Here is a 25,621-nt window from a genome sequence, read left to right on the forward strand (position 1 = left end):
AAACTCGTGTCTCTGATCGCTTCTGACCACTTCCGCATCGTTGTCGGCCTCGGCAAGAGCGGCATGTCCCTGGTTCGCTTCCTGGCGAACCGGGGCACGTCGTTTGCTGTCGCCGATACGCGGGAAAATCCACCGGAACTGGCCACGCTCAAGCGTGACTATCCGCACGTGGAAGTGCGTTGTGGCGAACTGGACGTCGAGTTCCTCTGCCGTGCCGACGAGCTCTACGTGAGCCCCGGCCTGGCGCTGGCGACCCCGGCCCTGCAAGCCGCCGCCGCCCGAGGTGTGAAATTGTCCGGCGACATCGAGCTGTTCGCGCGTAACGCGAAGGCGCCGATCGTGGCCATCAGCGGTTCCAACGCCAAAAGCACCGTCACCACGCTGGTCGGGGAGATGGCGGCTGCGGCGGGCAAGCGTGTTGCCGTCGGCGGCAATCTTGGTACGCCGGCACTGGACCTGCTCAGCGATGACATCGAGCTGTACGTGATGGAACTGTCGAGCTTCCAGCTCGAAACCACCGATCAGCTCAACGCCGAAGTGGCGACCGTGCTCAACGTCAGCGAAGACCACATGGACCGTTACAGCGGTCTGCCGGCCTATCACCTGGCCAAGCACCGGATCTTCCGTGGCGCCAAACAGTTTGTAGTGAACCGTCAGGATGCCCTGAGCCGTCCGTTGATGGGTGAGGGCCAGCCGTGCTGGACTTTCGGTCTGAGCAAGCCTGATTTCAAGGCCTTCGGTATCCGCGAAGAAGACGGCGAGAAATACCTGTCGTTCGAATTCCAGAACCTGATGCCGGTGCGCGAGTTGAAAATTCGTGGCGCCCATAACCAGTCCAACGCCCTGGCGGCATTGGCGCTGGGCCACGCTGTCGGTCTGCCATTTGACGCCATGCTGACGGCCCTGCGCAGCTTTGCCGGCCTCGAACATCGCTGCCAGTGGGTCCGTGACCTGGATGGCGTCGGCTATTACAACGATTCCAAAGCCACCAACGTTGGCGCCGCCCTGGCTGCCATCGAAGGCCTGGGTGCGGACATCGAAGGCAAGATCGTGCTGATCGCCGGTGGCGACGGCAAGGGCGCCGAGTTCAATGACCTGCGTGATCCGGTGGCGGCCAACTGCCGCGCCGTGATCCTGATGGGCCGTGATTCCGACAAGATCGGCGAGGCCATCGGCGATGCCGTGCCGCTGATCCGCGCTGGCTCGCTGATTGAAGCCGTGGAGCAATGCCGCGCTGCTGCCCATCCCGGTGATGTGGTGCTGCTGTCGCCGGCCTGCGCCAGTTTCGACATGTTCAAGAACTACGAAGACCGTGGTCACCAGTTCGTCCAAGCCGTGGAGGAACTGGCATGAGCCTGTTGAACATCATCAAGCCTTACCCGTCGCCAATCATCACCGGGCGCGGTATCGACCTCGATTTCCCGATGCTTGCCGGTTGCCTGGCGTTGATCGGCCTGGGGCTGGTGATGATTGCATCGGCATCGACCGAAGTGGGGGCGGTGCAGTCGGGCAGTGCGCTGTATTACATGATTCGCCACCTTATCTACGTGGTGCTGGGCCTGGGGGCCTGCGTCATCACCATGATGATTCCGATCGCCACCTGGCAACGCCTGGGATGGCTGATGCTGCTGGGTGCGTTCGGTTTGCTGGTGATGGTGATCGTTCCGGGGATTGGCCGTGAAGTGAACGGTTCGATGCGTTGGATCGGCTTCAGTTTCTTCAACGTTCAGCCTTCCGAGATCGCCAAGGTGTTCGTGGTGATCTACCTCGCCGGCTACCTGGTGCGTCGCCAGAAAGAAGTGCGTGAAAGCTGGATGGGCTTCTTCAAGCCGTTCATCGTGCTGCTGCCCATGGCAGGGCTGTTGCTGATGGAGCCGGACTTCGGTGCCACCGTCGTGATGATGGGGGCGGCGGCGGCCATGCTGTTCCTGGGCGGAGTCGGGCTGTTCCGGTTTTCCTTGATGGTGGTGCTGGCCGTCGCGGCGGTGGTGCTGTTGATTCAAGTGCAGCCCTATCGAATGGCGCGCCTGACCAACTTTGCCGACCCGTGGGCCGACCAGTTCGGTGCTGGCTACCAGTTGTCGCAAGCATTGATCGCGTTTGGTCGCGGCGAGTGGTTTGGCGTTGGCCTGGGCAACAGCGTGCAGAAACAGTTCTACCTGCCGGAAGCTCACACCGACTTCGTGTTCTCGGTACTGGCTGAAGAACTGGGCGCCGTCGGTTCGCTGTGCACCGTGGCCCTGTTCGTCTTTGTTTGTATTCGTGGCATGTACATCGGTTATTGGGCCGAGAAGGCCAAGCAATTCTTCGCCGCCTACATCGCGTATGGCTTGTCGTTCCTGTGGATTGGTCAGTTCCTGATCAACATCGGTGTGAACGTCGGCCTGCTGCCGACCAAAGGCCTGACGCTGCCATTCCTCAGCTATGGCGGTAGCTCGCTGGTGATTTGCTGTGCCTGTCTCGGCTTGTTGCTGCGCATCGAGTGGGAGAGTCGAACCCACCTGGGCAGTGAAGAGATGGAGTTCCATGAGAGCGACTTCGCCGAGGAGCCACCCCATGGGCGCTAACGTATTGATCATGGCGGGCGGCACCGGGGGCCACGTGTTCCCTGCGCTGGCGTGCGCTCACGAATTCCAGGCCCGCGGTTACACCGTGCATTGGCTCGGGACACCCCGCGGTATCGAGAACGACCTGGTGCCACTGGCCGGGATCGAACTGCACCGCATCAACGCCAGCGGCTTGCGCGGCAAGGGCAAATTGTCCCTGCTCAAGGCCCCGTTCATGTTGCTCAAATCCGTCTGGCAGGCGCGGGCGATCATTCGCCAGTTGCGGCCAGTGTGCGTGGTCGGCTTCGGTGGTTATGTGACCGGTCCTGGTGGTGTTGCCGCCAAACTGGCTGGCGTGCCGGTGATCGTTCACGAACAGAACGCCGTGGCCGGTACCGCCAATCGGTTGCTGGTGCCGTTGGCCGCCCGGGTCTGTGAAGCGTTCCCCGACACCTTTACCCTGTCGGACAGCCGTCGGACCACCGGTAACCCGGTGCGCACCGAGCTGTTCCTCGAAACGGCACGACCTGCCCTGGCCGGTCGCAAGGCGCGTTTGCTGATCCTGGGTGGAAGCCTGGGCGCAGAACCGTTGAACAAATTGCTGCCTGAAGCCCTGTCGCAAGTCGCCCCCGACCTGCGTCCGGAAGTGTTCCATCAGGCCGGCAAAAACCATGATGAAGTGACTGCAGAGCGCTATCGCGCGGCTGGCGTCGAGGCGCAAGTGCAGCCTTTCATCAAAGACATGGCCCAAGCCTATGGCTGGGCCGACCTGGTGGTGTGTCGCGCAGGTGCGCTGACCATCAGTGAGCTGGCCGCCGCCGGTCTGCCCTCGATGCTGGTGCCATTGCCCCACGCGATCGACGATCACCAGACCCGCAACGCCGATTATTTGGCCCGTGAAGGCGCAGCCTTCCTGATGCCGCAAAGAACGACTGGCGCAGCGGATCTTGCCGCTCGCCTGACAGAGGTCCTGATGCAACCACAACGACTCAACGATATGGCCACGGCCGCACGCCGCCTGGCCAAACCCGATGCCACCCGTAACGTGGTCGATACCTGCCTGGAGGTGGCCCATGGTTGAGAATCAGAAAGCCATGCCGCAACCGGAAATGCGCCGCATCCGTAAAATCCACTTCGTCGGTATCGGCGGTGTGGGCATGTGCGGGATTGCCGAAGTGTTGTTGAACCTGGGTTATGACGTGTCCGGTTCCGACCTGAAGGCGTCGCCGGTCACCGAGCGCCTGGAATCTTTCGGCGCGCAGATCTTCATCGGTCACCGCGCCGAAAACGCTGCCGCTGCCGATGTGCTGGTGGTGTCGAGCGCCGTCAACACCTCCAACCCGGAAGTCGCGACTGCGCTGGAACGCCGTATTCCGGTGGTGCCGCGTGCCGAGATGCTGGCCGAACTGATGCGCTACCGTCACGGCATCGCCGTCGCTGGTACGCACGGCAAAACCACCACCACCAGCCTGATCGCTTCGGTGTTCGCGGCCGGTGGCCTGGACCCGACGTTCGTCATCGGTGGTCGTCTGAATGCCGCGGGCACCAATGCCCAGCTCGGCACCAGCCGCTACCTGATTGCCGAAGCCGACGAAAGCGACGCCAGTTTCCTGCACTTGCAGCCGCTGGTGGCTGTGGTCACCAACATCGACGCCGATCACATGGCGACCTACGACGGTGACTTCAACAAGCTGAAGAAAACCTTCGTCGAGTTCCTCCATAACCTGCCGTTCTACGGTTTGGCCGTGGTGTGCCTGGACGATCCGGTGGTGCGTGAAATTCTCCCGCTGGTCAAACGTCCGACCGTTACCTACGGCTTCGGCGATGACTGCGACGTGCGCGCCATCAATGTGCGTCAGCAAGGCATGCAGACGTTCTTCACCGTTCTGCGCCCTGATCGTGAGCCGCTCGATGTGTCGGTGAACATGCCGGGCAACCACAACGTATTGAACGCGCTGGCCACCATTTGCATCGCCACTGACGAGGGCGTCAGCGATGAAGCCATCGTCCAGGGCCTGTCCGGGTTCCAGGGTGTCGGCCGACGCTTCCAGGTCTACGGCGAACTGCCGGTCGAAGACGGTAGCGTGATGCTGGTCGACGACTACGGTCACCACCCGACCGAAGTCGCCGCTGTGATCAAAGCCGTACGCGGTGGCTGGCCGGAGCGCCGTCTGGTGATGGTTTACCAGCCGCACCGTTACAGCCGCACCCGCGATCTGTACGACGACTTCGTCAATGTGCTGGCCGACGCCAATGTTCTGTTGCTGATGGAAGTTTATCCGGCCGGCGAAGAGCCGATTCCGGGTGCTGACAGCCGCAAGCTGTGCAACAGCATTCGTCAGCGCGGGCAACTGGACCCGATCTACATCGAGCGTGGTGTCGACCTCGCGCCAGTGGTCAAGCCGCTGCTGCGTGCCGGCGACATCCTGCTGTGCCAGGGCGCCGGTGATATCGGTGGTCTCGCACCAAAACTGTTGAACAGTCCGTTGTTCGCTGGCGCTGTTGCTGCGCCAAGCGTGGGGAAGTTGAAATGACTGCTGCTTACGCCAACCTCGTCTCCACCGTCGCGCCGAAAGATTTCGGCCGTGTCGCCGTGCTGTTCGGTGGCAAGAGTGCCGAGCGGGAAGTCTCGCTGAAGTCGGGTAACGCGGTACTCGCCGCACTGCAAAGTGCCGGTGTGGATGCGTTTGGCCTCGACGTCGGCGATGACCTGCTGCAGCGTTTGCTCAACGAAAAGATCGACCGCGCCTTCGTCATCCTCCACGGTCGTGGCGGTGAAGACGGCAGCATGCAGGGCCTGCTCGAATGCCTGGGCATTCCCTACACCGGTAGCGGCATTCTTGCTTCGGCGCTGGCCATGGACAAGCTGCGCACCAAGCAGGTTTGGCACAGCCTGGGTATTCCAACACCGCGTCATGCCGTCCTGAGCAGCGAAGCCGATTGTATTTCGGCAGCGACGGAACTGGGCTTCCCTTTGATCGTCAAACCGGCCCATGAAGGTTCAAGTATCGGTATGGCCAAAGTGAGTTCCGCGTCCGAATTGATCGACGCCTGGAAAGCGGCCAGTACCTACGATTCGCAAGTGTTGGTCGAGCAATGGATCCACGGTCCGGAGTTCACCATCGCCACCCTGCGTGACCAGGTGTTGCCTCCGATTGCCCTGGGCACGACGCACAGCTTCTACGACTACGACGCCAAGTACATCGCCAACGATACCCAGTACCGCATTCCGTGCGGGCTGGACAGCGCCAAGGAAAAAGAACTCATGGACCTCACGGCGAAAGCCTGCGAGGCGCTGGGTATCGCCGGTTGGGGTAGGGCAGACGTGATGCAGGATGCCGACGGGCAGTTCTGGTTCCTGGAAGTGAACACGGCGCCGGGCATGACCGATCACAGTCTGGTGCCGATGGCGGCCCGTGCCGCCGGTCTGGATTTCCAGCAACTGGTTCTGGCCATCCTGGCAGCCAGTTTCGAGGTAAGAGGTTAAGACCATGCAAGGCGCGCAGCTAAGACATCAGCCCCCTCCAGCACCCGGCCGCAAGCCGGTGCCTCGGGGTGCCAGCCGAATGGTGGCCAAAGAGCCGATGTCTATGCGCCTGCCGAAAGCCAATTTTGGTTTTCTCAAGGCCTTGTTCTGGCCGGTGCTGTTGGTTGCACTGGGGTTTGGCACTTACGAAGGCGCGCAGCGTTTGCTGCCGTACGCCGACCGGCCGATCACCAAGATCAACGTGCAAGGCGATTTGAGCTACATCAGCCAGCAAGCCGTGCAGCAGCGGATCGCCCCGTACGTGGCGTCGAGCTTCTTCACGATCGACCTGGAGAGCATGCGTACCGAGCTTGAAACCATGCCATGGATTGCCCACGCCGAAGTGCGCAGGGTGTGGCCGGATCAAGTGGTGATCCGCCTCGAAGAACAACTGCCGGTGGCCCGCTGGGGTGATGAATCGCTGTTGAACAACCAGGGGCAGGCGTTCACGCCGCGCGAGCTGGCGAACTACGAACATTTGCCACAGCTGTTCGGCCCACAACGGGCTCAACAGCAGGTCATGCAGCAATACCAGGTGCTGAGCCAGTTGCTCAGGCCGCTGGGCTTCTCGATTGCACGCCTGGAATTGCGTGAACGAGGCAGCTGGTTCCTGACCACCGGCGCTGGCAGTGCCGGTCCCGGGATCGAACTGCTGCTGGGGCGCGGCAACCTGGTGGAAAAGATGCGCCGTTTTATCGCCATCTACGACAAGACGCTTAAAGAACAGATTACGAACATTGCGCGCATCGATCTGCGCTACGCCAACGGCCTCGCTGTTGGCTGGCGGGAACCTGTAGCGCCCACGACAGCCCAACCCGCTGTCGCGAAGAATTAAGAAGAGGCAGGACCCATGGCAAACGTGCAAAGCGGCAAAATGATCGTCGGTCTCGATATCGGCACCTCCAAGGTGGTGGCGCTGGTGGGCGAGGTTGCGGACGACGGCTCGCTCGTAATCGTCGGGATCGGTACGCATCCGTCCCGTGGCCTGAAGAAAGGCGTGGTGGTGAACATCGAGTCCACCGTGCAGTCGATCCAGCGGGCTATCGAAGAAGCCCAGCTGATGGCTGGTTGCCGCATTCACTCGGCATTTGTCGGCGTGGCCGGCAATCACATCCGCAGCCTGAACTCCCACGGCATCGTCGCCATTCGCGATCGCGAAGTCAGCTCGGCCGACCTTGAGCGCGTCCTCGACGCAGCCCAGGCCGTGGCGATCCCGGCTGACCAGCGCGTGCTGCACACCCTGCCGCAGGATTACGTGATCGATAACCAGGAAGGCGTTCGTGAGCCACTGGGCATGTCCGGCGTACGTCTGGAAGCCAAGGTCCACGTGGTCACCTGTGCCGTCAACGCTGCACAGAACATTGAAAAATGCGTGCGCCGCTGCGGCCTGGAAATCGACGACATCATTCTCGAACAACTGGCTTCTGCGTATTCGGTCCTGACCGATGACGAGAAAGAGCTGGGCGTGTGCCTGGTCGACATCGGCGGCGGTACCACCGACATCGCCATCTTCACCGAAGGCGCGATCCGCCACACCGCCGTGATCCCGATTGCGGGCGATCAGGTGACCAACGACATCGCCATGGCGTTGCGCACTCCGACCCAGTACGCCGAAGAAATCAAGATTCGCTACGCCTGCGCCCTGGCCAAACTGGCCGGTGCCGGTGAAACCATCAAGGTTCCAAGCGTTGGCGACCGTCCACCGCGCGAGCTGTCCCGCCAGGCCCTGGCCGAAGTGGTCGAGCCGCGTTACGACGAGCTGTTCACGCTGATCCAGGCCGAACTGCGCCGCAGCGGCTACGAAGACCTGATCCCGGCCGGCATCGTGCTGACCGGCGGTACGTCGAAGATGGAAGGCGCTACCGAGCTGGCCGAGGAAATCTTCCACATGCCGGTCCGCCTGGGCGTGCCGCATGGCGTGAAGGGCCTGGACGACGTGGTCCGCAACCCGATTTATTCCACTGGCGTTGGCCTGTTGATGTACGGCCTGCAAAAGCAGTCCGACGGGATTTCGTTCTCGGGCATCAGCAGCCGCGACAGCTACAGCAATGACGAACCGAAAGCCGCCTTGCTCGATCGCATCAAGAGCTGGGTACAAGGCAACTTCTAAAGATTTACCGCAGCACCGTTGTAGATACAGGCAGTAGGCGAAAAAACTAGAGAATGCAAAGGAGAGGGAAAATGTTCGAACTCGTAGACAACATCCCCGCAAGCCCGGTTATTAAAGTTATCGGTGTTGGCGGTGGCGGCGGAAACGCCGTGAATCATATGGTCAAGAGCAACATTGAAGGCGTTGAATTCATCTGCGCCAACACTGATGCCCAGGCGCTGAAATCCATCGGCGCGCGGACCATCCTGCAACTGGGTACCGGCGTGACCAAAGGTCTGGGCGCTGGCGCCAACCCTGAAGTAGGTCGTCAGGCCGCTCTCGAAGACCGTGAGCGCATTGCCGAAGTCCTGCAGGGCACCAACATGGTGTTCATCACCACTGGCATGGGCGGCGGTACCGGTACCGGTGCTGCGCCAATCATTGCTGAAGTGGCCAAGGAAATGGGGATCCTCACCGTTGCGGTGGTGACCCGTCCGTTCCCGTTCGAAGGTCGCAAGCGCATGCAGATCGCCGACGAAGGCATCCGCCTGCTGTCGGAAAGCGTTGACTCGCTGATCACCATTCCGAACGAGAAACTGCTGACCATCCTTGGCAAGGACGCAAGCCTGCTGTCCGCATTCGCCAAGGCTGACGATGTGCTGGCCGGTGCCGTTCGCGGTATCTCTGACATCATCAAACGCCCGGGCATGATCAACGTCGACTTTGCCGACGTGCGCACTGTGATGAGCGAAATGGGCATGGCGATGATGGGCACTGGCTGCGCCAGCGGTCCGAACCGTGCACGCGAGGCCACCGAAGCGGCCATTCGCAACCCGTTGCTCGAAGACGTGAACCTGCAAGGTGCACGCGGCATCCTGGTGAACATCACCGCCGGTCCTGACCTGTCCCTGGGTGAGTACTCCGACGTGGGTAGCATCATCGAAGCCTTCGCTTCCGAGCACGCAATGGTCAAGGTCGGTACCGTTATCGATCCGGACATGCGCGACGAGCTGCACGTGACTGTGGTTGCCACAGGTCTGGGCGCAAAAATCGAGAAGCCTGTGAAGGTCATCGACAACACCGTTCACACCTCGATGGCCGCGCAGCCGCAACAATCGGCGCCCGCTCGTCAGGAACAGCCAGCGGTAAACTACCGTGACCTGGACCGTCCGACCGTCATGCGCAACCAGGCTCAGGCCGGTGCTGCGACTGCCGCGAAGATGAATCCGCAAGATGATCTGGACTACCTGGACATCCCGGCTTTCCTGCGTCGTCAGGCTGATTGATGGAATGTATCAGGGCTATGAAGTTGATTGGTGTTCAGCAAAGGTCTGGTCTGCTATTATCGCCAGCCTTTGTTGATACCAGTTCGCAATTTGCGCTGAAGCGGCCCAAGCCATGATTAAACAACGCACACTGAAAAATATTATCCGTGCCACAGGTGTAGGCCTGCACTCCGGGGAAAAGGTTTACCTGACCCTCAAGCCCGCGCCTATCGACACCGGCATTGTGTTTTGTCGTGCTGACCTCGATCCTGTGGTGCAGATTCCTGCTCGCGCAGAAAACGTTGGCGAAACCACTATGTCGACCACACTGGTTAACGGTGACGTCAAAGTGGACACGGTGGAGCACTTGCTCTCGGCCATGGCTGGCCTGGGCATCGATAACGCCTACGTCGAGCTCTCCGCGTCCGAAGTACCGATCATGGATGGTAGCGCCGGACCTTTCGTATTCCTGATTCAGTCGGCCGGCCTGGAAGAACAGGACGCAGCCAAGAAGTTCATCCGGATCCTGCGTGAAGTGACAGTGGAAGATGGCGACAAGCGCGCCACTTTCGTCCCTTTCGAAGGTTTCAAAGTGAGCTTCGAGATCGATTTCGATCACCCGGTTTTCCGTGACCGCACACAAAGTGCAAGCGTGGATTTTTCCAGCACTTCGTTCGTAAAAGAAGTCAGCCGCGCCCGTACCTTTGGTTTCATGAGTGACATCGAGTACCTGCGCAAGCACAACCTCGCACTCGGCGGCAGCGTTGAAAACGCTATTGTGGTCGACGCGGATGGTGTACTGAACGAAGACGGCCTTCGCTATGAAGACGAATTCGTGAAGCACAAGATCCTCGATGCAATTGGTGACCTCTACCTGCTGGGCAATAGCCTGATTGGTGAGTTCAAGGGCTTCAAGTCCGGACATGCATTGAACAACCAGCTGCTGCGCAAGTTGATTGAGCAGACAGATGCTTGGGAAGTCGTGACTTTCGAAGACGCCAGCACTGCACCGATCTCTTACATGCGTCCAGTCGCGGCCGTGTAAGCAAAAAACCTCTCTAGTTTTTAAAGGCTACCTTCGGGTGGCCTTTTTTTATGCCCTTGGGAAAGTAATGCGATGTTCGTTCCGGCCTCATCGCGGGCAAGCCCGGCTCCCACAGGTTATTTGGAGAGGCACAGATTTAGGTCCGACGCATTACTTGTGGGAGCCGGGCTTGCCCGCGATGAGGCCCTCCGCTGCAACGCAGGATTCACTGCGAAGCCACCACCCGATTTCGCCCACCTTCCTTGGCCTGATACAGCGCCTTGTCTGCCACAAACAACAGTTGTTCCAGGCTGATTTCTTTTTCTGTCGTCCAGGTGCTGATTCCGATGCTGACAGTAATCGGTGTTTCATCGCCCGCCACCAATGGCATCTGCTCCACCGCCGTGCGGATTTTTTCAGCGATCTGCCGGGCCCCTGCGGTGTCCGTTTCCGGCAGGATCACCGAAAACTCCTCTCCACCGTACCGCGCCACCAAATCACTTGGCCGTCGCACATTGGCGCAGATCACCTTGGCCACGGCCCGCAACGCATCGTCGCCGCCCTGGTGGCCATGTCGATCGTTGAACGCCTTGAAGTGGTCGGCGTCGATCATCATCACCGACAGCGGTTTTGCGGAGCGTTGCGCACGAAACCACTCGTGACGCAGGGTTTGATCCAGGGTTCGACGATTGGCGACACCGGTCAAGGCATCGGTGGCGGCCAGTAACGCCAGTTCCTGCTCGGCATGATGGCGCAGGCGAAGTTCGCGGCACAGCAGCCAGGTCAGCCAGAGTAAGCCGATACACAGGACGCCGGTGGCACCGCTGATCACCAGCGCAGTGCGCTTCCAAGTGGCGAACACTTCGTTGCCGGAGAGCGCGACGATGACCGTCAATGGCAGGTTGCCGACCCTGGAAAAGGTGTACAGGCGTTGTAGGTGATCGACGCTCGACACACTGTCAAAGCTGCCCGCGCCCTCACGCAGGATGCGCACGACATTGGGCCGACCGGCGAAGTTCTTGCCGATGGGGTCGTTGATCAGATGGGGCTTTTGCGCCAGCAGAATTCCGTCGTCATTGATGATGCTCAGGGTGCTGTCGTTGCCGATGTCCAGGCTGTTGAATAACTGTTCGAAGTACGCGAGGCGCATCGACGCCACGGCAACACCCAGAAACTCGCCCGTGGACGAGGAGATACGCCGACTGAAGCTGATCCGCCATTCCTCGCTGTCGTCGCAGTCGCAGCGCGGTTTGAACGGGCGACTGATGAACATGCCGGTGTCGCGGTTAAACGCATGGGCGAGGAAATAGTCGCGGTCCGCGAAGTTACCGGGCTTGGGCTCGATCAGCGATGAATCGGCAATGACTTCGCCGTGCTGGTCCAGCAACAGAATGTCGCCCTTGAAGCGCGCCGTGGTGGAGCGGTCAAACAGCACCATGTGACGAATCTGCGGCGAAACCTGTTTCAGGTCTTCGCGTTGCGAGGCGGCAATCAGGCCTTGCAGGGTTAAATCGTAGAGCTCGACGGTGCGCAGCACGTCAGCGTCGATCAACTGCGCAATGGTGGTCGCACTGCGGGTGGCGGATTGTTGGGCGTTGGCGTGTTCGCGGATCAGCAGAAAGGCAACGATGCTGAGAATCGCGATCACCGTCAGCAAGCTGCCAAGCATCACCATGAGCTCAGGTCGACCGGTCTTGCCTGAAAGGTGTTGGGGGTGGCTCACTGGCATGGGGCTGATGTCTGTTTGAGGCGCATAAAAAAGGCCAGCAAAACGCGCTGGCCTTTACTTATGCAAGCTTAGAAGACATTGAGCGGGAACGCACTTGCGCTAGCCCCCAATGAAAAAAAGCCGCTGATAGCGCGGCTTTCAAGACAACTTTTCAAAGGGAAGAACCGATGAAAAGTGTCGAGGGAAACAGAATCGTTCGATGAGTCAGCTGTCTTTCTCAACCCGCGGCTGGGTGGCAGAAGTGGACGCTTGAGGGGTTTGCGCGGCGTCTTCAGCCTTGGCCGTCATTTCGCTCTGATACTGATCGTAGGCGGCGGCACGTGCGGCATTTTGCGTGACGAACGTCTGCGACTCTTCCGCGATTGCGAACGGAGACAGAAACAATGAGGACAAAACGAAAGCGCTGGCAGTACCCGTAATGTTGGACATCTTTTAAACCTTCTTGCTTGGCAAGTGCTGTTTGGTGCGGGCAAAGATAAGGATCCTGGCCGACGGGAAACAGAGCCAATTCAAGAAAGGACTATTGCGCCAGAAGCAACAGTAAGAACACCAACGCCGCCTCTGTAGCAGCTGGCGAAGCCTGCGTCCGGCTGCGCAGCAGTCGTAAAATCAGACGATGCGGTGTTTCAGAAAGACCGCAAACTCAGACTTTACGACTGCTACGCAGCCGGACGCAGGCTTCGCCAGCGGCTACAGGTCTGTGTGAGGGCTAAACGGGGAGGTGAATGCCGAAGGTGTTCATGCCGTGATCACTGCGCACAAACACATCGCCGCCATGCATCAGCGCGATCGCCTTGACGATAGCCAGTCCCAATCCATGGTTATTTCCGCTGTTGCTGCGTGACGCATCCACCCGATAAAAGCGCTCAAACAACCGTGGTAAATGCTCGCTGGCAATCGGCGATCCAGGGTTGGCCACACCAATGCTCACCTGATGTTCCTCAACCTCGATCCGCACCTGAATCACCTGCCCAGGTTCGGTGTGTTGCACCGCGTTGCTCAGCAAGTTAATCAACGCCCGGCGCAGATGCGCGATCTCGATTCGCACCTGCGCATCACCGCTGACCTGCACCTGAACCTGCGCATCTTCAAGAATGAAATCCAGATACTCCAGCGTCGTCGCCACTTCATTGGCGAGCGAGGTGGACGTCAGTTTGGTGGCCTTGCTGCCCTGATCGGCACTGGCGAGGAACAACATGTCATTGATGATCGAACGCAGGCGTTCCAGCTCTTCGAGGTTCGATTGCAGCACTTCGAAATAGTGTTCGGCAGAGCGTCCGCGTGTGAGTGCCACTTGGGTCTGCCCGATCAGGTTGGTCAGCGGCGAGCGTAGTTCATGGGCCACGTCGGCATTGAACGACTCCAGCCGCGAGTAAGCCTGCTCGACCCGTTCCAGCGTGGAGTTGAATGAATTGACGAACTGATTCAACTCTGGCGGCAGCGACGATAATCGCAGCCGTCCGGAACGCAGCGGCGGTGCCAGGCGCTGGGCTTCCTGAGACAGCTTGATCAGTGGCTTGAGGCCAATGCGTGCGACCCAATAGCCCAATGCAGACGCCAGCAACACCCCGACAATCGCCAGGCTGATCAGGGCGATCAGCAGGTGATGTTGCGTCTGGTAAAAGGTCTCGGTGTCGATGCCGATCATGAAGCGCAGCGGAGGGCGTTGATCCTTGGCCGGGAACTGGCTCACCAGTACTTTCAGCGGGTAGGGATGGTCCGGCAGCTGCAAGTCACGCATGCCCAGCGGCCCTTCGGCAAAGGCGCGGATTTGCGGTGTCGGGCTGCCGTATTCGTAGTGCGGATCACCGCTGGTAATCCAGAAACTGATGCGCTTGTCTTCCTCGCCAAGCAGCTTGAGCTTGTTATTGATCTTCACCCAGTGTTCGGGCGTGCCGTAACGGCCAACGGTGGATTCGAGCACGCTGTAGCGCGCGTCCAGTTCGGCTTCGGGCAGCAATCCCAAGCCCTTGTCGACCTGCTGGTACAAGGCCCAGCCGATCAACAAAAACACCAACAGCGCCACCAGCGTGAACATCCCGCTCAGGCGTAGCGCAATCGAGTTACTGGACACCACGGCTCTCCAGCACATAACCCATGCCACGAATCGTGTGCAGCAGTTTCTCGTCGAACGGCCCGTCGAGTTTGGCCCGCAGGCGCTTGATCGCGACTTCGACGACGTTGGCGTCGCTGTCGAAATTGATGTCCCAGACCATCTCGGCAATCGCCGTTTTCGAGAGGATTTCACCTTGCCGGCGGGCCAGCACACTGAGCAGCGAAAACTCCTTGGCCGTCAGATCAAGGCGAGTGCCGGCGCGGGTGGCCTTGCGGCTGATCAAATCGATCCACAGGTCGGCGATACTCACTTGCACCGGTTCGTGGCCGCCGCTGCGGCGGGTCAGCGCTTGCAGCCGTGCCACCAGTTCAAGGAACGAAAACGGTTTGCCGAGGTAATCGTCGGCGCCGTCGCGCAGGCCCTTGATGCGGTCTTCGACGCGCTCGCGGGCGGTGAGCATGATCACCGGGGTTTGCTTGCGTGCACGCAATGCACGCAGCACGCCGAAGCCGTCCAGGCCCGGCAGCATGACGTCGAGGACGATCACCGCGTAGTCGCTTTCCAGCGCCAGGTGCAGGCCTTCGACGCCGTCGCGCGCCAGGTCCACGGTGTAACCCTGTTCCGTCAGGCCGCGGTGCAAATAATCCGCGGTTTTTTCTTCGTCTTCGATAATCAGAACGCGCATGACCCCGCCTCAGTCTGTGGTCGCCAGCGCCGGTACCGGCGAAGGTTTGGGCCTGTGGAAAAGCCGCTCAAGCCACAAGTATATGACCGGAGTGGTGAACAGCGTCAGCGCCTGGCTGACCAGCAAACCGCCCACGACCGCGATCCCCAGCGGCTGGCGCAGTTCGGCGCCGGTGCCGTAGCCGAGCATCAGCGGCAGCGCGCCGAGCAGGGCGGCGAGGGTGGTCATGATGATCGGCCGGAACCGCGTGATACAGGCCTGGAAAATTGCCTCTTCTGGCGCCAGTCCACGGTTGCGCTGGGCATCGAGCGCAAAGTCGATCATCAGGATGCCGTTTTTCTTGACGATACCGATCAGCAACACCAGCCCGATCAGCGCCATGATCGAAAAGTCCTGGCCGCAAATCCACAGCATGATCACCGCCCCGAGCCCCGCCGAAGGCAGCGTCGAAATGATGGTCAGCGGGTGAACGAAGCTCTCGTAGAGCACGCCCAGAATGATGTACACCGCCACCAGCGCCGCCAGAATCAGCCACGGCTGGCTGGCCAGCGAACTCTGGAACGCCTGCGCCGCGCCCTGGAAATTACCGTTCATGGCCGCCGGCATGCCGATGTCGACCTTGGCCTGGTTGAGCATGATCACCGCATCGCCCAACGCCACGCCGGGCGCGAGGTTGAACGACAAGTTAGCGGCCGGGAACATGCCGTCGTGGGCGATGGACAGCGGGCCGACCGTGGGGGCGTCAAATTTGGCCAGTGCCGACAGCGGCACCATTTCTCCGCTCAGGGGCGAGCGCAAGTAGAAATAGTTCAGGCTTTCCGCCTTGCCGCGTTGCTGGGTGTCGAGTTCCAGAATCACGTTGTACTGGTTGATCTGGGTCTGGAATTCATTGACCTGGCGCTGACCAAATGCATCGTAAAGCGCTTCGTCGACATCACTGGCGGTCAGGCCGAAGCGCGCCGCCGCGCTGCGGTCGATGCTGATGTGGGTGATGCTGCCGCCCAGTTGCAGGTCGTTGGAAATGTCGCGAAACGCCGGGTTGCCGCGCAGCTTTTCCGTCAGGCGCTGGGTCCAGGTGCTGAGGGTCGCGCCGTCATTGCTCTTGAGTACGTATTGGTACTGGGCGCGGCTCGGGCCGGAGCTGAGGTTGATGTCTTGCCCGGCTCGCAGGTACAGCACGATGCCCGGGACCTTCATCAGTTTCGGGCGAATCCGGTCGATGAACTGGCTGGCCGAGACATCGCGGTCGCTGCGTTTTTTCAGGGAGATCCAGAAGCGACCGTTGGCGATGGTCTGGTTACTGCCCGATACGCCGACCGAGTGGGAAAATGCCGCGACAGCGGGATCCGCCGCGACGATTTCGGCCATTGCCAGGTGTTTTTTCACCATGTCACCGTAGGAAATATCGGCGGCGGCTTCGGTCGTACCGAGGACAAAACCGGTGTCCTGCACCGGGAAGAACCCTTTCGGAATGAAGATGTAACCGGCGATGGCCAGGCAGAGGGAAAGGCCAAACACACCGATCATCAACTTTTGATGGGCGAGGGCGCGGCGTAGCAGTTTTTCATAGCCGGCCACCAAGCGTTCGCCGAACGTCGGTTTGCTGTGGGCGTGGTGCACCGGCGCACGCATGAACAGCGCGGCCAGGGTGGGCGCCAGCGTCAGCGACACCACCACCGAAATCATGATGGTCGAGGTGGCCGTCAGGGCGAATTCCTTGAATAACCGCCCGACCACGCCGCCCATGAACAGCAGCGGAATAAAGGCCGCCACCAGCGAGAAACTGATCGAGACCACGGTAAACCCAATCTCGCCGGCGCCCTTGATCGCCGCCTCGCGCATGCCGTCGCCGGCCTCAAGGTGCCGGTGAATATTCTCCACCACCACAATCGCGTCGTCGACCACAAACCCCACGGCCACCACGATGGCCACCAGTGTCAGGTTGTTCAGGCTGAAGCCCATGACGTACATCAGCGCGAAACTGGCGATCAGCGACACGCCCAGTACCGCGGACACGATCAGCGTCGCCGACCACTGGCGCAGGAACAGCGCCATCACCGCCACCACCAGCATGATCGCGATCAGCAGGGTGATTTCCACTTCATGCAGCGAGGCGCGGATAGTCTGGGTGCGGTCGACCAGTACCTTGACCTGCACCGAGGCGGGGAGCATGGCTTCCAGAGCCGGCAACGCGGCTTGAATGCGATCCACGGTCTCGACAATGTTCGCGCCCGGTTGCCGGGAAATCACCAGGTTCACCCCCGGCCTGTCGCCGGCCCAGGCCTGAACGTAGGCATCTTCCGAGCCGTTGACGACTTTGGCGACATCCCTCAGATGAACCGGGGCGCCGTCCTTGTAGGAAACGATGAGTTGGCTGTATTCCTCGGGGTGAAATAGCTGGTCGTTGGTCGACAGGGTCGAAATGCTCGATTCGCCGTACAGCGCACCTTTGGCCAGGTTGAGGCTGGTGCTCTGGATCGCCAGGCGAATGTCCGCGAGGGTCAGGCCAATGGCCGCCAGTTTGTCCGCCGACGCTTGAACCCGGATCGCCGGACGTTGCTGACCAGTAATGTTGATTTGGCCTACGCCATCGATCTGACTGATCTGACGGGAAAGCAGGGTTTCCACCAGATCACTGAGCTCGGTGCCGGGCATTTGCGTGGAGTTGACGCTGAGGATCAGCACGGGGCTGTCGGCGGGATTGACCTTGCGCCAGGTTGGCAGCGTGGGCATGTCCTTGGGCAGTTTGCCGGCGGCGGTGTTGATCGCGGCCTGGACTTCCTGGGCGGCGGTGTCGATGCTTTTGTCGAGGGTGAACTGCAGGGTCAGGTTGGTCGACCCCAAGGCGCTGCTCGACGTCATTTGCGTCACGCCGGGGATGGCGCTGAATTGCACTTCAAGCGGCGTGGCCACCGACGAGGCCATGGTTTCCGGGCTGGCGCCGGGCAATTGCGCGGCCACCTGGATGGTCGGGAATTCCGCTTCCGGCAGCGGCGCAATCGGCAGGCGCGGGAAGGCGATGGCGCCGAGCAGCACCAGGGCAAAGGTCAGCAGGATAGTGGCGACCGGATGATCGATGCACCAGGCCGATACTGAGCCGTGGCCCTTCATGGTTTCGACTCCGATTGCACCACTTGCGGCGGGTCGGTCAGCACTTGCACGGTTGAACCAGGCTTGAGCCGCGACTGGCCATCACTGACCAGCACATCGCCCTGCTTCACGCCTTTGATGATGTCCTGGCCGCTGCCTTGGGCGACAACCTGCACGTTGACGGCTTCGACTTTGTCACCGTTGACCCGGTACACGAAATGTTGATCGAGGCCCCGCTGTACGACGGTGGGCGGCACCACCAGCGCATCTTTCTCCAGGGCTGTCTGAATTTTTACCGTCACCAGCAGGCCGGGCCAGAGTTTCTGTCCGGGGTTGTTGAATTCGGCCTTGGCGCGGATGGTCCCGGTATTGGCGTTGATCTGGTTATCGATCAGGGTCAGGTGACCTTCGCCCAGCAGGTTGCCGGTTTCACCGTCGGTGTCGGCGCCGATGTAGGCCTTCACTTGTGCGCGTTGTGGGTCGCCGATCAGCCCTTGCAGGGTCGGCAGCATTTGCTGCGGCAAGGAGAACTCGACGGCGATCGGGTCGATCTGGGTCACGGTGAACAGGCCTTGGGCGTCGGTCATGCGCAGGAAGTTGCCTTCATCCACCGTACGAATACCGACGCGCCCGGTGACCGGGGAGCGAATCTGTGTGTAGGAGAGTTGCACCTGGGCGGCGTCGATTGACGCCTGATTGCCTTGCGCCGTGGCCTTGAGCTGATTGACCAGCGCTTGTTGCTGGTCGTAGGTCTGCTTGGAAACCCCATCGTCGACCGTCAGTAATTTGTACCGCTTGAGGTTGACCTGTGCGACTTCCAATTGAGCCTGGCTTTCACCCAGTTGCGCACGGGTCTGATCGAGGCTGGCGCGGATCGAGCGGTCATCGATGGTCGCGAGCAAGTCCCCTTTGTTCACCAGTTGGCCTTCCTTGACCAGGATTTTGGTGAGGATGCCGTCAATTTGCGGACGCACCACAACGCTGTGCAAGGACAGCACCGAACCGATGCCGCTGACATAACGTGGGACGTCTTTTTCAACAACGTTGATCACGCGCACCGGGATGGCCGTAGGCGCAGCGAGCTTCGCCGTGGCGGGCTTGACGACATACCAGGTGCCCCACGCGGCCAAAGCAATAAGCAGACCGGCGATCAAGGCGGTTTTTTTCTGAATTTGCATGCGAGTGGGGCGCCGGGCTAAGGGATAGGGGGAGTTTTCAGGTTTATACCCTCCTTTATAACCCTGTCAGCCCGTCAGGAGGGTGACTGCTAACTGACGGCGCTGTCAGTTTGGGAGGGATCTTGATTTTGCTTGCATGACGTTCGGTCAGGTTGACCGCGTTATCGTTCATCGCGAGCAAGCTCGGCTCCTAGAGGTACGTTGGGTCCTTGTGGGAGCCGGGCTTGCCCGCGATGGCGGCAGTTCAGTCAACACAAAACCCGACGGACTCGCTCGCGGCGTGAAGCTTGCAGCTCTCGACACAGGTATACTGCCGCCTTTCGCGGCTCGCTGACCGGGCCCGACTCTATGTGCACCACCCGGAGCTTTCATGACTTCCCCGACACAACCGCCGGTTGCCGACGCTTTGAGCGACGACCAGGCAGACCTGCCAGACAGCGTCGACTCCAGCGCAGACAGCGAAACCAAAGCCGCGATCCCGGCATTCAAGTTCCCGTTCAAACCGGGTGAATTGGCCGCCGCCAAGAACGCCAGCCAGCCTTGGTACAAGAATGGCGCGAAGAATGGCCATACCAAGACGCCAGGTGCAGCGCCTCCGGGCACGCGTCGTTCGATGGGTAAGCGCTGACCTTCGGTTATGTTTTTTGCTGGAAAGAAATCTGTCTGATGCCGAGACAGTTCCCACAAGGATGAGCGACTTGTCCTCTGGGAAGATTGGTGACCCTTCGTCGAAGATTCGTTTCCAAGAATTCTCGACGAAGCCACTGAAATGCCTCTGCTAAAAACGCTCACCGTCCTGTCACTGGTGCTCCTGACCACCGGTTGTGTGTCTTCTAAACCTGATCCACAGATCCGTTTTGGGGTCGAAGCCCTGGTTCCGCCATTTGAAAGCCGTAATGAAAATGGCGAACTGGTCGGGTTGAACATCGATTTGGGCAACGCCTTGTGTGCCGAACTCAATGCCCGCTGTGTCTGGATTGATCAGGATTACGCCACCAATATCGCAGCCCTTGAGGCCAAGCGTTTCGACGTCATCATGCCGATGACCGCTACGGCGGCGCGACGAGAGCGGATCGACTTCACCGAGAACCTTTATCCGTTGAGCAGCCGACTGGTGGCGCGCCAAGGTTCTGGTTTGCAACCGTCGGTGGTCTCGCTCAAAGGCAAGCGCGTCGGCGTTCTGGCGGGCACCAGCCGCGAGGCGTTCGCCAAAACCCGTTGGGCTGAGGCCGGGGTGACGGTGCGCAGTTTCAATCTGAATGATCAACTGATTGCCAGTTTGCAGGCGGGCGAAATCGACGCAACCCTGCAGGACACGATCGAGATTACCCACGCATTTTTGAGCCGGCCTCAAGGACAGGCATTCGACTTTGCCGGCCCTGTGCTCGACGATCCTATGTTGGGCAGCGGTGTGGCAATGGGGGTGCGCAATAACGACACCGTGTTGCGCGATAACCTGAATGCTGCCCTTGAGCGTCTCAAACGAAATGGCCAGTACCAGGCGATAACCCAGCGTTACTTGCCCCCCGCGACTACCGATGCACCCCGTTACTTTCCTAATGAAGAAGGCCTGCCATTTTCCGATGCGGTGCAGGTGGGGCACACGGTTTACCTGTCCGGGGTGATCGGCCTCGGAGCTGATGGCAAATTGGTCAAGGGTGGCATCGGACCGCAAACGACCCAGGCCATGGAGAACTTGCGTGCGGCATTGCAAGGCAATGGTTCATCCCTGGCCCAAGTGGCCAAATGCACGGTCATCCTGGCTGACATCAAGGATTTTTCCGCCATGAGTAAGGTGTATCGCAGTTACTTCCCGGTGGACCGTTTGCCAGCTCGTACGACGTTTGCCGGCCAGTTGGTTGCGGGTGCGAAAGTAGAAGTGGAATGCCTGGCGGTCACGACCCGCTAGTTCTATCGGTGACGGGCCATTGTGCAATGGAGTTGTGCGGTGGCTCCGACGTCTGGAGCCGGGCCTCTCAGGCCGCCCGCAACGAAATAAACGCGTAGTTCACCGGCGCTTCAGTCACCAGTTGCGCACCTGCCGCCTGCACTTGGCCGGCAATTTCATCTCCCGACACATGAAATACCCAGTCAGCCCCTGACGCTGCCAACGGTTGTGCTGTTACGTGGTCGATGACATTGGCAAATGCCGTCATGTCTGGCAGATAGGCCGTAAATCCATCGCCCTTCAGCGCTGTCGTGCGAATGCCCAATAACGCGCAAATCGCGTCCTTGGCCTGGACATCATCACGATCCGCCTGGCGCGAACGCAGGATCAGCTCTTTCAGTTCCTGATCGACCATTTCGCCGCCGATGATCAACTCCGGGCCTTGTTCCCACGACTCGGGCGGGCAGTCCTTGGTCGCCGTGTCCAGCATGATGTGTGGGTTGATTTCCGCCGGGTAGATGCGGCATACCAGCGGTCGGCGTTGGTAAATGCGGCACAGGTTGTCTTCGTCAAGATTCCGGCAGGGACCGACGTTGTAGGCGGCAAAGGTGATCGCCACATAGGCCTCGGACGCGCCGCTTCGAACCACCACCGAACGGCGTTCGGCATGTTCGCGTTGCTGCGCCGGCAGGCCCAGGCCGTTCCCCAGGAAACCCTCGACGAGCACGATCACCTGACCGCCATCGGCCGCCCACATCCGGGCTTCCGTCAGCGTCAGGGGGACGTGGTGGTCATTGCAGCACTTGCCGCAACCTACGCAGGAAAACGTTGTGTTCATGGATTACCGGACCGCCTGTTAACGCATGAAGTGGCGACAGAATGTCGCCGCAGCGCTCGGTCTTGAAGCAAGTTGTACGCCACTCACTGGGCCTTGGCAGTCGGACGGATCGAGTCCCATTCGGTCACGTAGGCGGTTTTGGTCTTTTTGTTGTAGAGGCACAGTTCAGTGCCTTGCTGGCCTTTCATGTGTTTTTGCGGGTATTGGCCTTGCAGCAGGAGGGCGGTGTAGTCGACCCGATCATCGAATTGCGCAGGGTTGCCGACGGGCTTGGCATTTTTCAGGCCGCTGGCCTTGGTGCAACGGGTGAGTACCGCTTTGTCGTAGGCTGCCCAGGCGTCGGGGCTGGAAGCCTGGGCCTGGGAGGCGAGGGCGCTGAGGCAGAGGAAGGTCAGGCTGACGGCTTTCATGTTCGGGCATCCTTGGGGGTGATTGACCAAGGTCTGAGTCTGTCACGTCGGGACAGGTTCCCGGCGAACCACCACCATCCCGGCACTTTCATACAAACGCTGCGCTCGAAGGTTGTCTTCCAATACCTTCAGGTCGACAAAACCCTCGCGGCGTTGCTGAAACACATTGAACGCGTGCAGCAATAAAGCGCGGCCAAGCCCTTGGCCTTGTGCTCGCGGATGCACGACAAGGTTCTTGATGAAGGCGCTGGTCCAGCACTGGCACACGCCAACGACACCGTCGGCATCCAGCGCAATGAAACACATGGAGGGATCGTATTCGGGATCGGTTTCAAACCGCTGTTGCCACAGCTCCAGCGCTGGCACGCGGCCGCCACCTTCGAGATAACCCTGTTCCATCAAGCGATGAACGGCTTCGGCCAATTCAGGCCGGTAGGGGCTGAGGACTATCCCTTGAGGCCAGGTAATCGGCGGCACACCTTGCGCGAGGTTGCGCCGCATCAAAAAGCAAAAGCCCTCGGCCACCTGTTAATGACCTTGTTCAGCGACAGCCTTGGCTGCCTCGATCAGGCATTTGGTCAGCTCTGGCGAAGAGAATTTGGTCAGCACGGCGTTAGCTCCGGCCAAACGCGCTTTTTCGCTGTTCATCGCACTGTCCAAAGACGTGTGCAACAGCACATACAGGTGCGAGAAGTCCGGCGTTTCGCGCAGGGTGCGGGTGAAGGCGTAGCCGTCCATCTCCGACATTTCGATGTCCGAGACGATCAGGTTGATCTGCGAAGCGGTGCCTTGCAGGTCGAGCAGGCAGTCGATGGCTTCCTTGGCGCTGCGGGCGGTGTGGCATTGCAGGCCGAGGTTGCGCAGGGTGTGCACCGATTGTTGCAGGGCAACCTGGCTGTCATCGACCACCAGAATGCGGGCGTTGCCCAAGACTTCGGCGTCTTCCATGCTCAGCTCGGTCGGGGCCGATTCGATTTGCGCCGGAGCGATGCCGTGGATGACTTTTTCGATGTCCAGCACTTGCACCAGCGTACCGTCGACCGAGGTCACGCCGGTGATGTACGAGCGCACGCCGCCGGAACCAAAGGGCGGTGGGCGGATATCGGTGGTCAGGCAATGGACGATCTTGCTCACGGCCTGAACATGCAGGCCCTGCTTGGAGCGGCTGACGTCGGTGACGATCAGGCAGCCACCGTTCGGATCTTCCAGCGGGCGCTCGCCAATGGCACGGCTCAGGTCGATCACCGACAACGAGGCGCCGCGCAGGGTGGCGATGCCTTTAACGTGGGGATGCGACTCCGGCAGCCGGGTCAGCGGCGGGCAAGGGATGATTTCACTGACTTTCAGCAGGTTGATCGCCATCAGCTTGCCGCTGCGCAACGTGAACAGCAAAAGCGAAAGTGAATCTGCGCGGGCTTTATTGGTGGACATAAAAACCTTCTGTGGAAAAGGTGATGGGCGATTGCGGGATCGCCCACAACTACCGATATCGGGTTATCGACTTGTAGCGGGCAGGCTTTAGGGGCTTTGCGTCGCACATCGGTGAATGCATTCTTTGTAGCAGCTGCCGAGCCTGCGAGGCTGCGTCCGGTTGCGAAGCAGCCGTAAACCCTGAATCCCGGATGTATCAGATACAACGCAGCCGATGGATTGGCGAGGACTGCGTCCTCGAACGCAGCCTCGCAGGCTCGGCAGCTGCTACAGGGACCGAGTTATTTCATCCCCAGCCTTTTGGCCATGCGCCCAAGATTCGCCCGGTCCAGGCCTAGCTCGCGGGCCGCGCTGGCCCAGTTGTCTTGGTGCCGCTCCAGGCAGCTACTGATCAATTGCCGTTGATAGTTCTCGGTGGCTTCACGCAAATCGCCGGACACCAGCACCACAGGGTTGGCCACCGGTTGCTCGGTGATAGCCTCGACACTGCCAGTGGGCAAGTCCAGGTCCGCAGCACTCAAACTGAGAATCTTCGGGCGGTCCTTGCAGTTGCCCAGCGCTTTGAGTGAGCTTCGACCAATCAAATGCTCCAGCTCACGCACGTTCCCTGGCCAGTTGTACGCCAGCAATGCGGTCTGCGCGTCGCTGCTCAAACGCAGGCTGTTGAGGCCCATGCGCGAGCGATTTTGCTCAAGAAAGTAGCCACTGAGCAGCAAGACGTCCCGCCCGCGATCGCGCAGTGCCGGTACCAGCAGGGGGTAAACGCTCAAACGGTGGTAAAAGTCGGCACGGTAGCGACCGTTGCGCACTTCTTCGGCCAGGTCGCGGTTGGTGGCCGCGATCAGCCGCACATCCACCTGGTGTTCCTTGTCCGAGCCCAGGCGCTGCAACTGACCGCTTTGGAGCACTCGCAACAGCTTGGCTTGCACTGTCAGTGACAATTCACCGACTTCATCGAGAAACAGCGTGCCGCCATTGGCCAGCTCAAACTTGCCGCGACGATCACTTGTTGCGCCAGTAAAGGCGCCCCGCACGTGACCGAACAATTCGCTCTCGACCAATGTGTCCGGCAGGGCCGCGCAGTTGAGGCTGATGATGGGTTTGTCGGCTCGTGCAGAGGCGGCGTGAATCGCCTGCGCCACCAGTTCCTTGCCGACGCCGGTTTCGCCGGTGATCAACACGGTCAGGTCACTGCCGCCCACCAGATTGATTTCTTCCACCAGACGCTTGTGGGCCTTGCTCTGGCCGATCATCTCGCGGTCCTGCTGACCACTGGCTTGACGGTAAACCTCGGCGCGCTGGTGTTCGTCTTCGGCGCGATTGGCCAGGCGCTCGATGCGCTCGGCAGCGTTGACCGTGGCCGCAGCGAGGCTGGCAAAGGCTTGCAGGGCGTCCAGTTCGATGGGTTCAAACTGTTCTGGATCGAGGGCGTCGAGGGTCAGCAAACCCCATGGGCGCTCGTCGATAAACAGCGGGCATCCCATGCAGTCGTGGACTTCCAGATGATCATCGAGGCCTTCGACCAGCCCGTCGTAAGGGTCCGGCAGGTCGCTGTCGGCGGCAAAACGTGTGGGGCCGTGGCTGCTGAGCAATGCCTCGAAGCGCGGGTGTTCGCTGACTTTGAAGCGTCGCCCCAGGGTGTCGGTACTCAACCCGTCGACGGCCAAGGGCACCAGCCAATCGCCATCGAGGCGCAGCAGGGCTGCGGCATCGCAGGGGAGCAGGGCGCGCATGGCTTCGAGCAGGCGACGATAACGCTCGCCTTCGGGCAATTCGCGAGACAGGTCGGAGACCAGGGGCAGCAGGGCGGTGAGCAAGGATTTTGCAGTCATAGTGACTCCATGTAGTCGGGATGACTATAAGTCA

Annotated in this window: 22 protein-coding genes; 11 read left to right on the plus strand and 11 right to left on the minus strand. The window is 60.3% G+C overall.

The features are described from left to right. Positions 1-6 precede the first annotated feature (6 nt). The 9 genes from murD to lpxC all read left to right on the plus strand — a co-directional run bounded on the left by murD (position 7) and on the right by lpxC (position 10,471). On the plus strand, positions 7-1,353 hold the full coding sequence (murD, locus tag BMS17_RS17120) for a UDP-N-acetylmuramoyl-L-alanine--D-glutamate ligase (RefSeq protein WP_077431281.1): 1,347 nt from the start codon (positions 7-9) through the stop codon (positions 1,351-1,353). Beyond that, a complete protein-coding gene (gene ftsW, locus BMS17_RS17125; RefSeq protein ID WP_046026695.1) occupies positions 1,350-2,567 on the plus strand; it encodes a putative lipid II flippase FtsW in 1,218 nt (405 codons plus the stop codon). Before murD ends, ftsW begins: the two co-directional genes overlap by 4 nt. Beyond that, on the plus strand, positions 2,557-3,627 hold the full coding sequence (murG, locus tag BMS17_RS17130) for an undecaprenyldiphospho-muramoylpentapeptide beta-N-acetylglucosaminyltransferase (RefSeq protein ID WP_046026694.1): 1,071 nt from the start codon (positions 2,557-2,559) through the stop codon (positions 3,625-3,627). The genes ftsW and murG overlap by 11 nt, the downstream gene beginning before the upstream one ends. Next, positions 3,620-5,080: a UDP-N-acetylmuramate--L-alanine ligase gene (murC, locus tag BMS17_RS17135; protein WP_046026693.1), complete on the plus strand. Its 1,461-nt coding sequence runs from the start codon at positions 3,620-3,622 to the stop codon at positions 5,078-5,080. Before murG ends, murC begins: the two co-directional genes overlap by 8 nt. Then, positions 5,077-6,033: a D-alanine--D-alanine ligase gene (locus BMS17_RS17140; RefSeq protein WP_046026692.1), complete on the plus strand. Its 957-nt coding sequence runs from the start codon at positions 5,077-5,079 to the stop codon at positions 6,031-6,033. Before murC ends, BMS17_RS17140 begins: the two co-directional genes overlap by 4 nt. Before the next feature lie 4 nt (positions 6,034-6,037). Further along, on the plus strand, positions 6,038-6,907 hold the full coding sequence (locus tag BMS17_RS17145; protein WP_046026691.1) for a cell division protein FtsQ/DivIB: 870 nt from the start codon (positions 6,038-6,040) through the stop codon (positions 6,905-6,907). A 15-nt stretch (positions 6,908-6,922) separates the two neighbouring features. After that, positions 6,923-8,182, plus strand: coding sequence for a cell division protein FtsA (gene ftsA / locus BMS17_RS17150; RefSeq protein ID WP_046026690.1), 1,260 nt, complete (start codon positions 6,923-6,925; stop codon positions 8,180-8,182). A 71-nt stretch (positions 8,183-8,253) separates the two neighbouring features. Further along, entirely contained in the window at positions 8,254-9,447 is a 1,194-nt protein-coding gene (gene ftsZ, locus BMS17_RS17155) for a cell division protein FtsZ (RefSeq protein ID WP_077431282.1), read from the plus strand. A gap of 112 nt (positions 9,448-9,559) precedes the next feature. Continuing rightward, entirely contained in the window at positions 9,560-10,471 is a 912-nt protein-coding gene (gene lpxC, locus BMS17_RS17160) for a UDP-3-O-acyl-N-acetylglucosamine deacetylase (protein ID WP_008060300.1), read from the plus strand. 205 nt (positions 10,472-10,676) lie between these two features. Here lpxC and BMS17_RS17165 read toward each other — a convergent pair whose 3' ends face one another. From BMS17_RS17165 to BMS17_RS17190, 6 genes are all read right to left on the minus strand, one after another. Then, complete coding sequence (locus BMS17_RS17165) at positions 10,677-12,125, minus strand: sensor domain-containing diguanylate cyclase (protein ID WP_175649038.1); 1,449 nt, start codon at positions 12,123-12,125, stop codon at positions 10,677-10,679. Between the two features lie 258 nt (positions 12,126-12,383). Then, complete coding sequence (locus tag BMS17_RS17170) at positions 12,384-12,608, minus strand: hypothetical protein (RefSeq protein ID WP_046026687.1); 225 nt, start codon at positions 12,606-12,608, stop codon at positions 12,384-12,386. A 280-nt stretch (positions 12,609-12,888) separates the two neighbouring features. Next, positions 12,889-14,253 (minus strand): heavy metal sensor histidine kinase, encoded by a 1,365-nt coding sequence (locus tag BMS17_RS17175; RefSeq protein ID WP_046026686.1) that lies wholly within the window; start codon positions 14,251-14,253, stop codon positions 12,889-12,891. Beyond that, the gene (locus BMS17_RS17180) at positions 14,243-14,920 is read right to left on the minus strand and encodes a heavy metal response regulator transcription factor (protein ID WP_007916978.1); all 678 of its coding nucleotides are present in this window, start codon (positions 14,918-14,920) and stop codon (positions 14,243-14,245) included. Before BMS17_RS17180 ends, BMS17_RS17175 begins: the two co-directional genes overlap by 11 nt. A 9-nt stretch (positions 14,921-14,929) precedes the next feature. Continuing rightward, complete coding sequence (locus BMS17_RS17185) at positions 14,930-18,031, minus strand: multidrug efflux RND transporter permease subunit (protein ID WP_077431283.1); 3,102 nt, start codon at positions 18,029-18,031, stop codon at positions 14,930-14,932. After that, the gene (locus BMS17_RS17190) at positions 18,028-19,188 is read right to left on the minus strand and encodes an efflux RND transporter periplasmic adaptor subunit (RefSeq protein ID WP_077431284.1); all 1,161 of its coding nucleotides are present in this window, start codon (positions 19,186-19,188) and stop codon (positions 18,028-18,030) included. The genes BMS17_RS17185 and BMS17_RS17190 overlap by 4 nt, the downstream gene beginning before the upstream one ends. A gap of 370 nt (positions 19,189-19,558) precedes the next feature. Here BMS17_RS17190 and BMS17_RS17195 point away from each other — a divergent pair, with 370 nt between their 5' ends. After that, complete coding sequence (locus BMS17_RS17195; protein ID WP_007905458.1) at positions 19,559-19,816, plus strand: hypothetical protein; 258 nt, start codon at positions 19,559-19,561, stop codon at positions 19,814-19,816. 141 nt (positions 19,817-19,957) lie between these two features. Continuing rightward, positions 19,958-21,097, plus strand: coding sequence for a transporter substrate-binding domain-containing protein (locus BMS17_RS17200; RefSeq protein ID WP_077431285.1), 1,140 nt, complete (start codon positions 19,958-19,960; stop codon positions 21,095-21,097). 67 nt (positions 21,098-21,164) lie between these two features. Here BMS17_RS17200 and BMS17_RS17205 read toward each other — a convergent pair whose 3' ends face one another. The 5 genes from BMS17_RS17205 to norR form a co-directional block, all read right to left on the minus strand. Next, on the minus strand, positions 21,165-21,914 hold the full coding sequence (locus BMS17_RS17205) for a YkgJ family cysteine cluster protein (RefSeq protein ID WP_046026681.1): 750 nt from the start codon (positions 21,912-21,914) through the stop codon (positions 21,165-21,167). A gap of 83 nt (positions 21,915-21,997) precedes the next feature. Further along, a complete protein-coding gene (locus BMS17_RS17210) occupies positions 21,998-22,324 on the minus strand; it encodes a hypothetical protein (protein WP_046026680.1) in 327 nt (108 codons plus the stop codon). 42 nt (positions 22,325-22,366) lie between these two features. Next, positions 22,367-22,825: a GNAT family N-acetyltransferase gene (locus tag BMS17_RS17215; protein ID WP_077432190.1), complete on the minus strand. Its 459-nt coding sequence runs from the start codon at positions 22,823-22,825 to the stop codon at positions 22,367-22,369. A gap of 27 nt (positions 22,826-22,852) precedes the next feature. Next, positions 22,853-23,755 (minus strand): chemotaxis protein CheV, encoded by a 903-nt coding sequence (locus BMS17_RS17220; RefSeq protein WP_046026679.1) that lies wholly within the window; start codon positions 23,753-23,755, stop codon positions 22,853-22,855. A 281-nt stretch (positions 23,756-24,036) separates the two neighbouring features. Next, positions 24,037-25,587, minus strand: a complete 1,551-nt coding sequence (gene norR / locus BMS17_RS17225) for a nitric oxide reductase transcriptional regulator NorR (RefSeq protein ID WP_046026678.1) — start codon at positions 25,585-25,587, stop codon at positions 24,037-24,039. Positions 25,588-25,621: the final 34 nt, after the last annotated feature.

It is taken from the genome of Pseudomonas sp. C9 (genome assembly GCF_002000165.1).
Classification (GTDB): domain Bacteria; phylum Pseudomonadota; class Gammaproteobacteria; order Pseudomonadales; family Pseudomonadaceae; genus Aquipseudomonas.

Excerpts from the sequence above, each read along its gene's own strand:
- ftsW (WP_046026695.1), top strand. The coding sequence starts at position 1,350 with ATGAGCCTGTTGAACATCATCAAGCCTTACCCGTCGCCAATCATCACC.
- murG (WP_046026694.1), top strand. The coding sequence starts at position 2,557 with ATGGGCGCTAACGTATTGATCATGGCGGGCGGCACCGGGGGCCACGTG.
- murC (WP_046026693.1), top strand. The coding sequence starts at position 3,620 with ATGGTTGAGAATCAGAAAGCCATGCCGCAACCGGAAATGCGCCGCATC.
- BMS17_RS17140 (WP_046026692.1), top strand. The coding sequence starts at position 5,077 with ATGACTGCTGCTTACGCCAACCTCGTCTCCACCGTCGCGCCGAAAGAT.
- BMS17_RS17145 (WP_046026691.1), top strand. The coding sequence starts at position 6,038 with ATGCAAGGCGCGCAGCTAAGACATCAGCCCCCTCCAGCACCCGGCCGC.
- ftsA (WP_046026690.1), top strand. The coding sequence starts at position 6,923 with ATGGCAAACGTGCAAAGCGGCAAAATGATCGTCGGTCTCGATATCGGC.
- ftsZ (WP_077431282.1), top strand. The coding sequence starts at position 8,254 with ATGTTCGAACTCGTAGACAACATCCCCGCAAGCCCGGTTATTAAAGTT.
- lpxC (WP_008060300.1), top strand. The coding sequence starts at position 9,560 with ATGATTAAACAACGCACACTGAAAAATATTATCCGTGCCACAGGTGTA.
- BMS17_RS17165 (WP_175649038.1), bottom strand. The coding sequence starts at position 12,125 with ATGGTGATGCTTGGCAGCTTGCTGACGGTGATCGCGATTCTCAGCATC.
- BMS17_RS17170 (WP_046026687.1), bottom strand. The coding sequence starts at position 12,608 with ATGTCCAACATTACGGGTACTGCCAGCGCTTTCGTTTTGTCCTCATTG.
- BMS17_RS17180 (WP_007916978.1), bottom strand. The coding sequence starts at position 14,920 with ATGCGCGTTCTGATTATCGAAGACGAAGAAAAAACCGCGGATTATTTG.
- BMS17_RS17185 (WP_077431283.1), bottom strand. The coding sequence starts at position 18,031 with ATGAAGGGCCACGGCTCAGTATCGGCCTGGTGCATCGATCATCCGGTC.
- BMS17_RS17190 (WP_077431284.1), bottom strand. The coding sequence starts at position 19,188 with ATGCAAATTCAGAAAAAAACCGCCTTGATCGCCGGTCTGCTTATTGCT.
- BMS17_RS17195 (WP_007905458.1), top strand. The coding sequence starts at position 19,559 with ATGACTTCCCCGACACAACCGCCGGTTGCCGACGCTTTGAGCGACGAC.
- BMS17_RS17200 (WP_077431285.1), top strand. The coding sequence starts at position 19,958 with ATGCCTCTGCTAAAAACGCTCACCGTCCTGTCACTGGTGCTCCTGACC.
- BMS17_RS17205 (WP_046026681.1), bottom strand. The coding sequence starts at position 21,914 with ATGAACACAACGTTTTCCTGCGTAGGTTGCGGCAAGTGCTGCAATGAC.
- BMS17_RS17210 (WP_046026680.1), bottom strand. The coding sequence starts at position 22,324 with ATGAAAGCCGTCAGCCTGACCTTCCTCTGCCTCAGCGCCCTCGCCTCC.
- BMS17_RS17215 (WP_077432190.1), bottom strand. The coding sequence starts at position 22,825 with ATGCGGCGCAACCTCGCGCAAGGTGTGCCGCCGATTACCTGGCCTCAA.
- BMS17_RS17220 (WP_046026679.1), bottom strand. The coding sequence starts at position 23,755 with ATGTCCACCAATAAAGCCCGCGCAGATTCACTTTCGCTTTTGCTGTTC.
- norR (WP_046026678.1), bottom strand. The coding sequence starts at position 25,587 with ATGACTGCAAAATCCTTGCTCACCGCCCTGCTGCCCCTGGTCTCCGAC.